Origin of the sequence: Arthrobacter sp. LFS091 (genome assembly GCF_047977885.1) — a bacterium.
Classification (GTDB): Bacteria; Actinomycetota; Actinomycetes; order Actinomycetales; family Micrococcaceae; genus Arthrobacter.
Genome location: NZ_JBFPFP010000002.1, coordinates 177,373 through 191,140 on the forward strand (window position 1 = coordinate 177,373; position 13,768 = coordinate 191,140).

Sequence of the window (13,768 nt, forward strand, 5' to 3'; positions counted from 1 at the left end):
CTTCGTCATGAACGACCGTCCCGCCGCACTATCCGGTTATGACATCGTTTCGGACAAAATCATTCGCAGAATGCGCGTTTTCGCGCCACCTTTTGCTGCGTAGATGGCAGACGACCAGTTACCGGACAGGTTGGCGCTTCCACGCAGACTGGTTCCTGCCCGAAGTCCGAACAGTTGTCAGATGCCTCGCCACAAGCTCCATCGTCCCGGCACCGGCAGCCAAGTCGTTGGGTGCGGCGCGCGCCATGAACGGTGTCGGCATCAGCGAGACCATGACCGATTTCCGCGCCCTTTTTGAAGCTGCGGAACAATCCCTCGACGTCGACGCGCTTCAGTCATTGGCGGAAGGGTGGGCCGAGGTCGCGGAGCTGGCCCCGGCCCTCTCGTGCACGGATGTCTATACCGGCTTGGCCACTCAGGCGCACTTCCAGCGCCGTTTGCATGAGGTATCAACCTTCGGAGACGAGAGCTCGCGGCAGAACGCCGTCGCAAGAATTTTGCTGCCCGGACCCAGCCAGAGCCGGACACATTGCTGGACCCTCCTGGCCAGGCTGGGTGAAGCCGTCAAAGGGCAGCTCCGTGGAACAGGGGCTGTGGCCATGTACCAGGACTGCGCCGTCCATGTGCTTTTTCCACTCAGCGAGGGCAACTTATCCAGGCTGGCCGAATGCAAAACGGCGATTGAAGCCCTGGAAGACGGCGCCCTGAGCCCAGCACGCATGAAGTTGTACCCGTTGTCCTCAGCGCTGGCAGCAACCGCCGCATCCACACTAATGACCCCTTACAAGCCGTCAGACAAACACGGCATGCCGGGCACCGGACCGAAGGCGTCACGAACCACCTGACACCAACACTCATTGTCTGACGGAACATTTTCACCACGGATTTAAGGACCATCCAGCACATGAATAACCAGCTCCATCTAAGAACCGTGTCGATGGTGGCCGCTTTGCTGGCGATCGCCACGACTGTCCTGGGACTGGGGTTGACGGCATTGCCAGCCAACGCCGCAACCCTGCCGGACGCGCACATCAACCTCACAACCAAATCAGTTGTGTCCAGCCAATGGGACCAGGTGGACCTGAGCTGTGAGTGGTCCGTCCCGGACCACTCACAGCCCGGCGATACCTTCAGTGTCCAACTGCCATCCCAGCTCCGTTGGTTTGGCAAGGCCTCTTTTGACCTGAATAACGCAAACGGGGACACCGTGGCCACGGCGGTCGCAAATGATGCCGGATTGGTGGTCTTCACACTCAGCGATTTTGTAAAGGCCCATCCCCTCAACGTGGGCGGAACCTGTTCGTTCAGCACGCAGTATGCCTTGGTACCCACGGGTGGCGAAACGAAAGAACTGACGTTCACTGTTGGATCCAGCGTCGTCCGGGTGCCGGTAGCCGTTGAACCGTGCCAGAAAGACTGTGGTCCGCAAGCGCCTACAGCCGCAGGTAAATCCATGAGCTGGGTCGATCCAGCCCAAACTGAACTCCGGTCTGTTTTCACCATGCCTGCCATGGCTGCCGACAGCAATGATGTTGTTGTCACCGATACCCCCGTGGCCGGAATGGATATCGACTGCGCCCGGGTCACGCCCCGCATCGGTCAAGTGGTGGGAAGCAACGGCTCCATCGTGGAACCCTACGATGACGACCAGTACCCGGCAGCCATCGACTGCACCCCCGGGAAAGTCACGGTTACGTGGAACGGACTTCCCAAGGGAGAGCACGTTGAGCTCTTTGTTGTGACCCGAGTGACTGATCCGTCCCTGGCTGTCTACGAGAACACGGGCACAGTGACCATTGCCGGCACGGAAAGCCCGGTGGTCGCGCAGCTTCGGCGAACAGAAGCCAGCGGCACGGGTGACGGAACTGCGGTACCTACGCCTACTCCCACCGCGACAACGGCAACACCCACCCCCAGCGCAACGCCGACACCGAGCGCTACGCCGACGGCCACGCCGAGCGCAACCCCAAGCGCAACGGCAACGCCGAGCGCCACGCCCACACCCACGGCGACAACGGCTACGCCTCGCGCAACACCCACGGTGACTTCGGAACCCGTTGTCACTACGTCCAGTCCAGTACTCGTAGTGCCAACGGAGCAGCCATCGAAGTCCGCCGCGAGTGATGGTTCGGAGCAGCTGGCCAGCACGGGCGCCCAGGGATCAGCGTTCGTCTTCGTCGCCGCAGCCTTGCTGGCCGTGGGATCCTTGCTGGCCTTCGCCAGTGCCCGATGGAAGGGGCGGCGGACCAACTAATTGACGGTTCGCAATGCCCTTTTGGGCGAGACCACGTCGGTGGGCTGGCACACGGTGCGGCCCGCCGGCGTGGTCCTTTATTCGCGGCTCGCGCTGGCATGGGTTGGGGGCCAGCGCGAGCCGTTCCAGTGGCGGTCCATTCCGGGAATGCCAACGCTCAGCGCATAGTTGATGGAAGTGCAACCGATGCGAATCCAGCCGAGGAGAACAATGAGCTCGCCCACCACCGCCACCGATGCCCAACTTGCCCGTTGGGAGCGGTTTCGTTCGGGCCGAAATGCGGCGCTGGCAACAGACCATGGCTGGCTGACGCTGACGTCATTCCAATGGCTCCAGCCAGAGCCGTCCGAACTCGAACTGGTTCCAGGTCTTTGGTCCACGGACGGCACCACAGCATTCCTTACGGCGAGCGCGGCCGACGGCCTCACGTTCGTCGAAACCGGTGATCCTGTTGATGGCACTGTCAGCGCGGTATTGCAGGATGAAGAATCACTGATGTGGGTTCAATGGGGCGGGGTGGATGGCCGCCAGGTGGTGGTGGAACTTGCCATGCGTGCGGACAAGTACGCGATCCGAACACGGGACAACAGTTCGCCGGTGCTGACGGAGTTCAGGGGTGTTCCTACTTTCAGCTACAACCCGGATTGGGTTATTGAGGGCAGGTTCGAGGCCTACCCGGAGCCCGTGGATGTCCCCATCGGCACTGCCAACCCGTTGGTCGACGGTGTCCACCGCTCCGTGGGCGAGGTGGTCTTCCGGGTGCCGGGCGTCCCCCACGAGATCCGCCTTCATGCCGAGGAAGAGAAGCTTGGCGCCCTGAACGTGACCTTCCACGATGAGACCAACGGGGACTCCACGGATGAGTGGCGGAAAGTTTTCATTCCGCGTCCCCGCCCGGACGGGTCGGTTGTCATCGATTTCAACCGCACCATCAACTACCCCAGCGCCTTTTCGCCCTATGGCACTTGCCCCATGCCCGTCCGCGGTAATTCGATCGATGTCCGCGTGGAGGCAGGCGAAAAACTTCCCCAGGACTGAACGCCCAGCACGAAGCCCAGGCGGGGAGCCTAGGCGATAGCGGACACCCCCGTCACGGCACGGCCCACGATGAGGGAGTTGATCTCGTACGATCCCTCGTAGGTGTAGATGGCTTCGGCATCCGCAAAGATCTTTGCCATCCGATAGTCAGTGACGATGCCATTCCCGCCAAGGATGGACCGCCCCAAGGCTACCGTTTCGCGCATTCGGGCACTGCAGTAGGCCTTCGCGAGTGCTACCTGGGCCATGTCCGCGCCTCCGTGGCGAATTCCGTGCGCATCCGTGGAGATGCCCTCCTGCAGCTGAGCTATGCGGACCATCATTCCCATGCTGGCCACCGCGTTTCCGAGCATGTCCACCAGGTGCTGTTGGATCAGCTGGAACTTTGCCAGGGGCTTGCCGAACTGGAGGCGCTCGACGGCGTACTGCCGGGCGACGTCGAACGCCGCCAGTTGCTGGCCTACTGCCTGCCAGGCGACCATGATGCGGGAGCCACGGAGCAAGTGGTTGGTGTCCGCGAAACTGCTGATCCCGGCAAACCTGTCCGCCTCCGCCACGTGGACGTCCCGGAGCACGATGTCCGCGTTCTGGACTGTTCGCAGGGCGATCTTGTTTTCGATGCGACTGCGGGTGATACCCGGCAATGAGGCATCCACAATGAAGGCGAGCACAGAGCCGTCGGCTTCGTCTTTGGCCCACACCAGCATGTAATCGCAGAACGTCCCGTTCCCGATCCAGCGCTTGGCGCCGTTGATCACCCAGTAGGTGCCGCCGTCGGACTCTGGACGCTGGACTCTCCGCGCGGTTGTCTGCATGCCGCCGGCGACGTCGGAGCCGTGGTCTGGTTCGGTGAGGGCGAAGGCGCCTGTGGTCCGGAGGTTGGACGCGTCGTCAAGGTAGCGGTCTTGTTGTGCGTCGCTGCCGAAGTCGTACAGCGATTCGACGAACAGATCGTGGTGGACCATGAAGAAGGTCGCGATGGACGTGTCCACCCGTGTCATCTCGGCGATCACCAGGCCCGCGAAGAGGTGCGTGTAGCCGCGCTGCGCGGGTGCGCTCAGGCGTAGTGCAGCGAGTTTGGGCAGGATCTGTTCCGGGAATTCGGCTTTTTCCCACCATTGCCCGGCGTAGGGCGCTATTTCGGACTCGAGGAAGGCCCGCAGTTCGTTGAGTTTCCGCTGTTCCTGGACGCTCAACAGCGATTCGAAGTCGAAAAAGTCGGCGGTGGGCAGGTCGGCTACGGATGCTGGGAGGCTGCCCGCGGAGGTCGTAGGGGCAGCACTGTAGTCGCCCATCACTTGAGTCCCATGCGGATGGCGCCGTCCAACCGGATGGTTTCGCCGTTGAGCATCGCATTCTCCACGATGTGGGCGGCCAGGTTGGCGTATTCTGCTGCGCGGCCCAGGCGGGCCGGGTGCGGAACCTGCTGTCCCAGGGAGTCCTGCGCCGACTGGGGCAGTCCGGCCATCATGGGTGTTTCAAAGATGCCGGGCGCGATGGTCGCTACCCTGATCAGGGAGCGGGCGAACTCGCGGGCCAGTGGCAAGGTCATGGCTGCTACGGCGCCTTTGGAGGCTGCGTAGGCCGGCTGTCCGATCTGGCCTTCGAAGGCGGCAACGGAGGCGGTGTTGATGACGACCCCGCGTTCCGGTCCTCCGAGTTCGGTGGAAACTGGCTCGGTTTCCACCATGGCTGCGGCTGCCAGCCGGATCACGTTGAAGGTGCCGATCAGGTTGATCTGGATGACTTTGTTGAAGGTCTCCAGGGGCAGCACGCCATCGCGGCCGAGGACTTTCCCGGGCGTGGCTATGCCCGCGCAATTGACGACGATGCGCAGTGGTCCCAGGGACATCGCAGCATCGACGGCGGCTTGAACCTGGGATTCGTTGGTGACGTCAGCGGGAGCGAAGACGGTCCTGGCCCCTGTTCCACCGGCATTGAGTTGCGCCGCATAGTCCTCGCCGGCCGACTGTGGCAGGTCCACCAGCACTACCGACGCTCCGGCGTCGAACAAGCGCTTCGCAGTGGCGGCCCCCAGCCCTGATGCCCCGCCGGTGACCAGCGCGACCGTGCCCTTGATGTCCATCCATCCTCCTTGATGCAGAACCTGAATCCGTTAATGCATGTTAACTGGAATTGTGATCCAGCGCACCTTGGGCCGTCCCGCTAGGCTGGTGGCATGCCAACGCACCACACCCCGGACAGCCCTGCCGCTTCCACCGCGGATGCAACGGAATGGGCTGCCCGCGCAGACCAGGCGGCACGATCGGTCACTCACGGTTTCGGCCGCCGGCTGTTCTTCCTGCCCGGCACCCACATCGCGGCGGTCAGCCTCCCCATCACTGGCCTCAAGAGCCGCCTGGGACCATGGCATTACTGGTGGCAGGCACACTATGTCGACTGCCTGGTGGATGCCGGTCGCCGCGAGTTGGCCACCAAGGTGAAGTTCGACGGCGCGTCACGCCCGAGCGCCGGAAGGTTGGCTTCGCGGCTGGTCACCACCATCCGCTTGAGGAACCTGCTGCGTTTCGAGAACCACTACTACGACGACATGGCGTGGCTGGCACTTGCCACCCTCCGACTCGACAAACTCGCGGAAGAGTCAGCAAATTCGGGGCGGCGCCGCAACGCCGTAGTCCGCAAGCGGCTCACCCCGCAGTTCGATTCCGCATCAACCGACGACTTTGGGGGCGGCACCTTCTGGAGCACAAAACGGGACTTCAAGAACACCCCTGCCACGGCGCCGGTTGCCCTTTACTACTCCCGGACCGGCCACCGCAGCAAAGCGCAATCCCTGGTGGACTGGCTTGACGGCAAACTGCTCCATCCCGAACGCGGCATCTTCCTGGATGGCCTGCGGCCTGCGAACGGCGGGATTCAGATCGATGACGCCGTGTACACCTACAACCAGGGCCCGGTGCTGGGCGCCTTGCTGGAGCTCGGCGGCGAGCACAATCTCGGCAGGGCCACCGCACTGGTGGCCGCCGTCGCCCGCGAACTGACCCTGCCAGGCACCAGCGTGGTCCGCGGCGACGGAACCGGCGACGGCGGCTTGTTCACCGGCATCCTGCTGCGTTATCTCGCCTTGGCTGCCCGCGATGAACGGCTGCCGGAACCTACCCGGATGGCCGCGGCCTCCCTGGTCCGGGATACGGCAGAGGCGTTCTGGACAGGCCGAACCGAGGGGCGGGAACACCCTCCATCCCCACTGTTCTCCTTCGATCCCCTGCGGCCGGCGGGTGAAACATACCCCCCAGGTACCGCCGTCGAGCTTGCCACGCAGCTGCAGGCGTGGATGGCTTTTGAGGCCGCCGCCACGCTTCCCCAACAATTACGGCACGCAATACTTCCGTAATTGTGGTGACCCCTGTCACATTTACCGCTCTGGATGGTGTTAAGAAGGGTTGGCTAACCTACCCTTTTTAGAGCAGGAACCCCAACCTTCCTGCCAGCACGGGCCAAACCCAACTCCATTGACTCCGTGTCGTGTTCCCAGAAAGAAGCCCTCATGAACTTTCCCAAGAAAGCCCTGGCGGGAATCGCGCTCCTCGCATCGGCCGCACTTGGCCTCAGCGCCTGCGGCTCCAACGCCAGCACAGCTCCGAACTCCTCCGAACCAGCCGCTGCTGGCGACGGGATCACGGTCTACAACGCCCAGCACGAAAGCCTCACCAAGGAATGGATTGACGCTTTCACCAAGGAAACCGGCATCAAGGTCACCGTCCGCCAGGGCGACGACACCGAAATGTCCAACCAGATTGTCCAGGAAGGCGCAGCCTCACCGGCCGACGTGTTCCTCACCGAAAACTCCCCTGCAATGGCGCAGGTTGAGAACGCGGGCCTGTTCGCCGACGTAGACAAGGCCACCCTGGACCAGGTTCCCGCAGAATTCCGCCCCTCCACGGGCAAGTGGACAGGCATCGCCGCCCGTTCCACCGTGCTGGTGTACGACAAGAACAAGATCAGCGAAGACAAGCTGCCCAAGTCCATGCTGGACCTGGCCAAGCCTGAGTGGAAGGGCAAGTGGGCCGCGTCGCCTTCCGGTGCCGACTTCCAGGCGATCGTCTCCGCCCTGCTGGAACTCAAGGGCCAGGCCGCCACTGAGGAATGGCTCAAGGGCATGAAGGAGAACTTCAAGGCTTACAAGGGCAACAGCACCGCCATGAAGGCCGTCAACGCCGGCGAAGTGGATGCTGCGCTGATCTACCACTACTACTACTACGGTGACCAGGCCAAGACCGGCGAGAACTCCAAGAATGTCACGCCGTTCTACTTCAAGAACCAGGACCCGGGCGCGTTCGTTTCCGTGTCCGGCGGCGGCGTCCTCAAGTCCTCCAAGAAGGCCGCCGACGCACAGGCATTCCTGAAGTTCATCACCGGCAAGAAGGGCCAGGAAATCCTCAAGGATGGCACGTCCTTCGAATACGCCGTTGCTTCGCAGGTTGATTCCAACGCCAAGCTGGTTCCCATCAAGGAACTGCAGGCTCCGACCGTGGACCCGGCCAAGCTGAACTCCACCAAGGTCACCGACCTGATGACCAAGGCAGGACTCCTCTAGTTCTGTGACCACTGATCTATCGGCTCCCGACGTTCCACGTTCCCAGGGAAGCACGACGACGGCGGGCAGGGGCAAGCGCCCCCGCCCGCCTTTCGGCGTTTCAACAGTGTCCCTGTTGGCCGTGCTCATCGCCCTGTTTTCCCTGATTCCGCTGGGGTATGTGGTGTATATGACGGCCACCACCGGATGGGAGACGGCGGTCAGCCTCATCGTGCGTCCGAGGGTGGGTGAGCTGCTGCTGAACACTGTCCTGCTGACGGTGTTCACGGTGCCGCTGTGCTTGGTGCTGGGCGTGGGCGGGGCCTGGTTGGTGGAACGGACCCAGCTGCGCGGACACCGTTGGTGGGCGGTTGCATTGGCGGCACCCTTGGCCATTCCGGCGTTCGTGAACAGCTACTCCTGGGTGTCCGCTGTTCCGTCGATGGGGGGCCTCGGGTCGGGTGTCCTGATTGCCACGCTCTCCTATTTCCCGTTGGTCTACATCCCCGCAGCAGCCACCTTGGGCCGCTTGGATCCGGCCATTGAACAATCCGCGGCCTCGTTGGGGCTGGGCTCGTGGGCAGTCTTTTTCCGGGTGGTGCTGCCGCAACTGCGTATCGCCATGACCGGCGGCGCTTTACTGGTTTCCTTGCATTTGCTGGCTGAATACGGCGCCTTTGCCATGATCCGCTTCGACACCTTTACCACCGCCATCATGGTCCAGTTCCAGTCAACGTTCAACGGGACTGCGGGAAACATGCTGGCCAGTGTCCTCGTATTCCTTTGCCTGATCCTGTTGCTGGCCGAAGTCAGGAGCCGCGGCACCGCCCGTTACGCTCGCATCGGATCCGGTGCACAAGCCAAAGCCACCAGGCTGCCCCTTGGCGTTTCCCAGCTCCCTGCCCAGCTGGCACTCCTGGCCCTGACAGCCTTGGCGTTCGGCCTTCCCCTGTGGTTCGTGCTGAAGTGGCTGTTTGCCGGCGGCACGCAGGTGTGGGCAGCTGAGGAGTTCATGCCGGCACTGGTCCAGACCCTCCTGTACGGGGCGGCAGGCGCTGTGGTCACCACTGTGGTGGCGTTCCCCATGGCATACCTCGCGGTGCGGCGACCCAGCTGGTTCAGCAAGATGTTGGAACTCTCCAACTACGTCACCAGTTCGCTCCCCGGCATCGTGGTGGGGCTGGCCTTCGTTACCGTCAGCATTCGGGTGGTCCCCGGTGTTTACCAGACGGCCGGTGTGCTGATCGCGGCCTATGTCCTGCTCTTCCTCCCGCGGGCGTTGGTCAACATCCGCTCTGGCCTGGCCCAGGCGCCCAAGGAACTCGACGAGGCCGCCCAATCACTCGGCAAGGCCCCATTGACCTCCTTCTTCCGTGTCACGTTGCGGCTGACAGCTCCGGCCGCGGCAGGTGGTGCGGCGCTGGTATTCCTTGCCATCGTCAACGAACTCACGGCCACGCTGCTGCTCTCGCCGAACGGCACCCGGACACTGGCCACGGAGTTCTGGAGCAAGAGCAGCGAGATCGACTACGCAGGCGCCGCCCCCTATGCCCTCCTGATGATCCTGCTCTCGGCCCCCATGACGTACTTGCTTTTCCAACAGTCCAAGAAAGTAGCCGGACAGTGACCGAACAATCCCCCTCCAGGCTTCCTGCACCCCGGGTAGCACCGTCCGTGGCCCCCACCACGAACGCCCACCTGGACATCGCCGAAGTGACCAAGAACTTTGGTTCCCAGGCTGTCCTGAAGGGCGTCAACTTGTCGGTGGCCAAGGGCGGCACCACCGCTATCGTGGGACCGTCGGGGTCGGGCAAGACCACCTTGCTGCGCCTGATAGCCGGTTTCGAACATCCCGATACCGGGACCATCAGCCTCAACGGCTCACCAGTGGCGGGCCAGGGCCTCTGGGTGCCGGCACACAAGCGGCAGGTGGGCTACGTGGCCCAGGACGGAGCTCTTTTTCCGCACCTGACGGTGGGGCAGAACGTGGCCTTCGGACTGGATGCGGGAAAGCTCGACGGCGGCCGCCGCGGAGTGCGCGCGCGTGTCCAGCAACTGCTGGAGATGGTGTCCCTTGACGCGTCCATGGCCAAGCGGCGTCCGCATCAGCTGTCCGGCGGCCAGCAACAACGCGTCGCCCTTGCCCGTGCGTTGGCGCGGGAACCTGAGCTGATGCTGCTGGACGAGCCGTTCTCAGCCCTGGACGCCGGACTGCGCGTCGCCACCCGAAGGGCCGTGGCCAAGGTGCTCAATGCTGCGGGAGTAACCACCATCCTGGTGACCCACGACCAAGCGGAGGCGTTGTCCTTTGCCGACCAGGTGGCCATCATGCGCGGCGGGAAACTGGCCCAGATCGGTAACCCGTTCGTCGTCTACACCCGCCCGGCTGACCGGGCCACCGCCGAGTTCCTGGGCGACGCCGTCATCCTGGATGCATGGATGGAAGGCTCGTTGGCGACCTGTTCGCTGGGCGGGATCCCCGTCCGGCGGCCACCGGCACAAGGCAAAGTCCAGCTCATGCTGCGCCCGGAGCAGATCCGGATCGCGTCCGACGGCCCAATCCGCGGCGTGGTGGTGGACACGGACTATTTCGGCCCGGAGACCACCGTCCGTATCAAGCTCGGCGAATACCGGGCACCGGACGGCAGCGCTTCGGGCAACAGCTACCGTTACCCCGGGGGTGGCGAAATCATTACCATCCGCCACTGGAACGCCTCCATCACCAAGCCAGGCACCGAACTGAGCCTGCGCGTGGTTGGCGAGGGTGTGGCTTTCCCCTTCGAATCCTGACCCGCTCCGGAACTTAAGAGGGCCGTTTCTTCTGCGGGTACGGCGCCTCGTGGCGGGCCAGCATCTCCACGAAGCCGGCGATCTTCCGCTCCCGTGTGTCCGCCCTTTTGACCAGGTTGGTGCGGTGGATGAGGGCGAACCGGTTCTGCGATGTGAGGACGTCGAACATGGCCTGCGCCTCCGGCACGGCTGCGATCGCCGCCGCCAAATCAGCGGGCACCACCGAATCGGCGGGGCCCGCATACGCTGCCTCCCAACGGCCGTCCGCCTTTGCGGCCTCGACGGCGGATCGGCCGGCGTCGGTCATCTTGCCTTCCGATTCGAGCCGGGCAATGTGCCCCACGTTCCGCGCGGACCAGATGCTGCGGCGACCCCGGGGCGTCATGCGCTGGAAGTAGCTTTCGGCGTCGCGGCTCCTGGACTGGCCATCGATCCAGCCAAAGCACAAGGCTTCGTCCAGCGCCGCGTCGTAGTCCAGTTCGGTGACGTTGCCGCCCTTCTTATGCAGAATCAGCCACACGCCGGGGCTTTCCTCGGCGTGGTCGGTTAACCACGCACGCCACGCGTCGGCGTCTTTGACCAGTAGTTCTTCCAATTCAATGGGCATGGCCCCAGCATAGGCTTGGAGAAGGATCCCGAAACCCACCAGGAGACCCCATGTTGCGAGCCCGCCCCATCCACTACACCTCCCGCCCGAAAGACTGGACCACCATCCTGGAAGCGCTGGGTTTGGTAAAGACCGTCGACGACGGCGAGTGGCAGGAGTTCGACGCCGGTTCGGGTCGCCTGGCGCTGGGGCATGTGGAGCATGGCCACCCCTTGGATGGCTCCACGCTCTTCAGCGTCGAAGTGGGGGACGTGGACGAGTTCGTACGCCGCACCGAGGAAGCCGGCACCCAGGCCGAGGTTCACGAAACCCCGGAAGCCACCACCGCCCGCATTAGCGCAGACGACGGTTTCGAGTTCTTCGCTTTCCCCGCGACACGGGCGGCCGATGGCAGTTGGGCGACGTCCCCCGACGCCGACCCCGCCCTGGCCGTGGTGGCCACCTGGGTTAGCCCCTTGGTGGAAATGTCCGCCAACGTACTCCGCGGCATCGGGGCAAAGCCCCGCAGCTCGGATGACGAATCAGCGACCTTCAACACCAAAAACGGCGGCATTCTCCAGGTCATTCACGGCGCCGACGCAGGCAACGGGGTGCTCGCGTTCGAGTACGACGCCGGGCTGGACCCTTTGCTTGCACAGCTCACCCAAGCGGGGGTTGAGGCGCGGATCAGCGAGGGCATCCTGTACGTCGCCAACCCCGATGCCGCTGGCGGGGCGGCACCGGCGTCGATAGTGGTGGAACGGGTGCCCGCCTGAAGGGAACGGGCACCCGCATGGGGCTTACTGTGCGTACCGGAGGCTGGTCAGCAGTGCCTTGAGCTTGCCGTACTGCCCTGACTGCATCCAGGCCTCCGCGGCCTCCTGCGTCATGTTCGGGTCGATATTCACCTGGGCGGTGGCAGCGCCGTTGCCCATGATCAGGAAGCTTGCAGCAGAGGTGCTGTCGGGACCTTCGGTCATCAGCATTTCCGGGACGATGCCCACGAAGAACCTGGTTTCCGCGGTGTCGAAGGGATAAACGTCCCGGAAGACCGCAAAGTAGGATGCCCCGTCCCGATCGTCAAAAGAGCTGAGCTTCTGCGAGTCCAGAATGGTGCGGTTGACGGGCCCGGCCACCACTCCCCCGACACCTCCGCTGGTTATGTCCACCACGTTGTGCCCGTTTTCATCGAAGATGTGGGCAATGGCGAAGTGGTCGTCGTAAGGGTAGTCGTCCCCGGGCGCAACAACCGGAACTTCGGCTTGCATTCCCCAACCGGACGGTACCTCGAAGGAGATGTGCCCGTCAGGGAAGGTGTAGGTCCCGATTTCCGGGTAGTTCGGAGATACGTGCGGCGTTGAGGGCTCAGGAGGGGTAATCGGGGTCACCACCGGTTCCGGGGCCGGAACCGTCACCGCGGGGGTGGGCTCAACGGATTCCGTGGGTACTGGGGCGGGTGCTTCTGCCACAGGCTGGGCAACAACAGGAACCTCCACGGGCGCTGGAACCACCAACGGGGCAGGCTCGACGACTGGGATGGGGGCTACGGGATCGGGGTCCGCCACCGGGGCATCGACCTCGGCCACCGGCGCAGCGAGCACTTCCTGCGGGGACGCGAGCACTTCCTGCGCGGACGCGGCAGGACGCTCCGTTGGCGCGCCGCCCGGCTCGGGCGACGACGGCGTGCAGGCAGTAAGCGTCAACGCCAAAGCCAGCGATACAAGGGTGGCGTACTTGGCGTGTCCAGTTCGTCGGTAGTTCATTTCTGGGTTCCTTCCCCCACGGAGTCATGAGCAGATTTGCTTGCTCGAACATGTTGTTTCCGGCTCTGGTCGGCCGGTTACACAGGGGACAAACAATTTTTCGAAAACGGCAATCCACAGCGAATCGGGCCGGCAAATGCAGGAGTCAATCCCCCGACCCCGAATACAGCCGAGAGCGTAACGGCCCCGTGCCCGGCAGGGCCTCCACGGAAGTTCCACCGGTGATGGGGTAGAACTTAACCATGAGCGTACGTACACCCGACCCGTATCCAGGCTGGCTTTCAGATGAAGACCTCTTCGAAGCCCGCGGCCGCCTCCCCATGGTTTACGTGGAGGCCGTTCCGGTCAGGTTGGATCCGCTCGGGTATGTGAACGAAGTCGGCACGCTCCTCCAGGGCGACGCCGATGGCAACATGGTCCGGTACCTCGTTTCGGGCCGCGTCCTCTACCGCGAGACCATCCGGGCAGCCCTCCTGCGGCACATGGAAAAGGACCTCGGTCCCCTGGCATTCCCGCAACTCCCCATCAGTCCCGTCCCCTTCACCGTGGCCGAATACTTCCCCGCCCCCTCGCAAACGGGTTTCACGGACGACCGCCAGCACGCTGTATCCCTGGCCTACGTCATCCCGGTGACCGGCGAATGCGAACCGCGCCAGGACGCACTGGAGCTGACGTGGATGACGCCGCAAGAGGTGCTGAGCGAGAACGTCCAGCAGGAATTCGACGGCGGCCGGGGCAACCTCGTGCGGCAGGCACTGGCATTCTCGGGCATCGTCCTCTAGCGGGTCCCGGCCCCTGTG

The 13,768-nt window shown here is 63.7% G+C and carries 14 protein-coding genes; 10 read left to right on the forward strand and 4 right to left on the reverse strand.

Translation table 11 applies throughout. The features are described from left to right. Positions 1 to 245: 245 nt before the first annotated feature. Genes ACNQOP_RS03535 through ACNQOP_RS03550 form a run of 4 tightly spaced genes read left to right on the forward strand, consistent with a single transcriptional unit; the run spans position 246 to position 3,292 of the window. Complete coding sequence (locus ACNQOP_RS03535) at positions 246 to 845, forward strand: hypothetical protein (RefSeq protein ID WP_416403349.1); 600 nt, start codon at positions 246 to 248, stop codon at positions 843 to 845. Positions 846 to 904: 59 nt separating this feature from the next. Continuing rightward, positions 905 to 2,254 (forward strand): Ig-like domain-containing protein, encoded by a 1,350-nt coding sequence (locus ACNQOP_RS03540; RefSeq protein WP_416403350.1) that lies wholly within the window; start codon positions 905 to 907, stop codon positions 2,252 to 2,254. Continuing rightward, complete coding sequence (locus ACNQOP_RS03545; RefSeq protein WP_416403351.1) at positions 2,255 to 2,422, forward strand: hypothetical protein; 168 nt, start codon at positions 2,255 to 2,257, stop codon at positions 2,420 to 2,422. It begins immediately after the preceding gene. A gap of 42 nt (positions 2,423 to 2,464) precedes the next feature. Next, a complete protein-coding gene (locus ACNQOP_RS03550; protein ID WP_416403352.1) occupies positions 2,465 to 3,292 on the forward strand; it encodes a DUF1684 domain-containing protein in 828 nt (275 codons plus the stop codon). A gap of 29 nt (positions 3,293 to 3,321) precedes the next feature. Here the strand turns inward: ACNQOP_RS03550 and ACNQOP_RS03555 are convergent, their stop codons facing one another. Both ACNQOP_RS03555 and ACNQOP_RS03560 read right to left on the reverse strand, forming a co-directional pair. Next, positions 3,322 to 4,587, reverse strand: coding sequence for an acyl-CoA dehydrogenase family protein (locus ACNQOP_RS03555; RefSeq protein ID WP_416403353.1), 1,266 nt, complete (start codon positions 4,585 to 4,587; stop codon positions 3,322 to 3,324). Beyond that, a complete protein-coding gene (locus tag ACNQOP_RS03560) occupies positions 4,587 to 5,378 on the reverse strand; it encodes an SDR family NAD(P)-dependent oxidoreductase (protein ID WP_416403354.1) in 792 nt (263 codons plus the stop codon). The genes ACNQOP_RS03555 and ACNQOP_RS03560 overlap by 1 nt, the downstream gene beginning before the upstream one ends. A gap of 93 nt (positions 5,379 to 5,471) precedes the next feature. On the opposite strand from ACNQOP_RS03560, the gene ACNQOP_RS03565 reads away from it, so the two are divergent. The 4 genes from ACNQOP_RS03565 to ACNQOP_RS03580 all read left to right on the forward strand — a co-directional run bounded on the left by ACNQOP_RS03565 (position 5,472) and on the right by ACNQOP_RS03580 (position 10,619). Continuing rightward, the gene (locus ACNQOP_RS03565) at positions 5,472 to 6,647 is read left to right on the forward strand and encodes a glycoside hydrolase family 76 protein (protein WP_416403355.1); all 1,176 of its coding nucleotides are present in this window, start codon (positions 5,472 to 5,474) and stop codon (positions 6,645 to 6,647) included. A 153-nt stretch (positions 6,648 to 6,800) separates the two neighbouring features. After that, positions 6,801 to 7,850 carry an iron ABC transporter substrate-binding protein gene (locus ACNQOP_RS03570; protein WP_416403356.1) on the forward strand — a complete coding sequence of 350 codons (1,050 nt, stop codon included), beginning with the start codon at positions 6,801 to 6,803 and terminating at the stop codon, positions 7,848 to 7,850. Positions 7,851 to 7,854: 4 nt separating this feature from the next. Continuing rightward, positions 7,855 to 9,456 (forward strand): ABC transporter permease, encoded by a 1,602-nt coding sequence (locus tag ACNQOP_RS03575; protein ID WP_284985371.1) that lies wholly within the window; start codon positions 7,855 to 7,857, stop codon positions 9,454 to 9,456. Next, the gene (locus ACNQOP_RS03580) at positions 9,453 to 10,619 is read left to right on the forward strand and encodes an ABC transporter ATP-binding protein (protein ID WP_416403357.1); all 1,167 of its coding nucleotides are present in this window, start codon (positions 9,453 to 9,455) and stop codon (positions 10,617 to 10,619) included. Before ACNQOP_RS03575 ends, ACNQOP_RS03580 begins: the two co-directional genes overlap by 4 nt. 13 nt (positions 10,620 to 10,632) lie before the next feature. On the opposite strand, the gene ACNQOP_RS03585 is transcribed toward ACNQOP_RS03580, so the two are convergent. After that, a complete protein-coding gene (locus tag ACNQOP_RS03585) occupies positions 10,633 to 11,226 on the reverse strand; it encodes a YdeI/OmpD-associated family protein (protein ID WP_416403358.1) in 594 nt (197 codons plus the stop codon). A 50-nt stretch (positions 11,227 to 11,276) separates the two neighbouring features. On the opposite strand from ACNQOP_RS03585, the gene ACNQOP_RS03590 reads away from it, so the two are divergent. Further along, on the forward strand, positions 11,277 to 11,981 hold the full coding sequence (locus ACNQOP_RS03590; RefSeq protein WP_416403359.1) for a hypothetical protein: 705 nt from the start codon (positions 11,277 to 11,279) through the stop codon (positions 11,979 to 11,981). A 24-nt stretch (positions 11,982 to 12,005) separates the two neighbouring features. On the opposite strand, the gene ACNQOP_RS03595 is transcribed toward ACNQOP_RS03590, so the two are convergent. After that, the gene (locus ACNQOP_RS03595) at positions 12,006 to 12,968 is read right to left on the reverse strand and encodes a hypothetical protein (RefSeq protein ID WP_416403360.1); all 963 of its coding nucleotides are present in this window, start codon (positions 12,966 to 12,968) and stop codon (positions 12,006 to 12,008) included. Positions 12,969 to 13,210: 242 nt separating this feature from the next. Between ACNQOP_RS03595 and ACNQOP_RS03600 the strand changes: the two genes are divergently transcribed. Beyond that, positions 13,211 to 13,750 carry an NUDIX hydrolase family protein gene (locus ACNQOP_RS03600; RefSeq protein WP_024819523.1) on the forward strand — a complete coding sequence of 180 codons (540 nt, stop codon included), beginning with the start codon at positions 13,211 to 13,213 and terminating at the stop codon, positions 13,748 to 13,750. Positions 13,751 to 13,768: the final 18 nt, after the last annotated feature.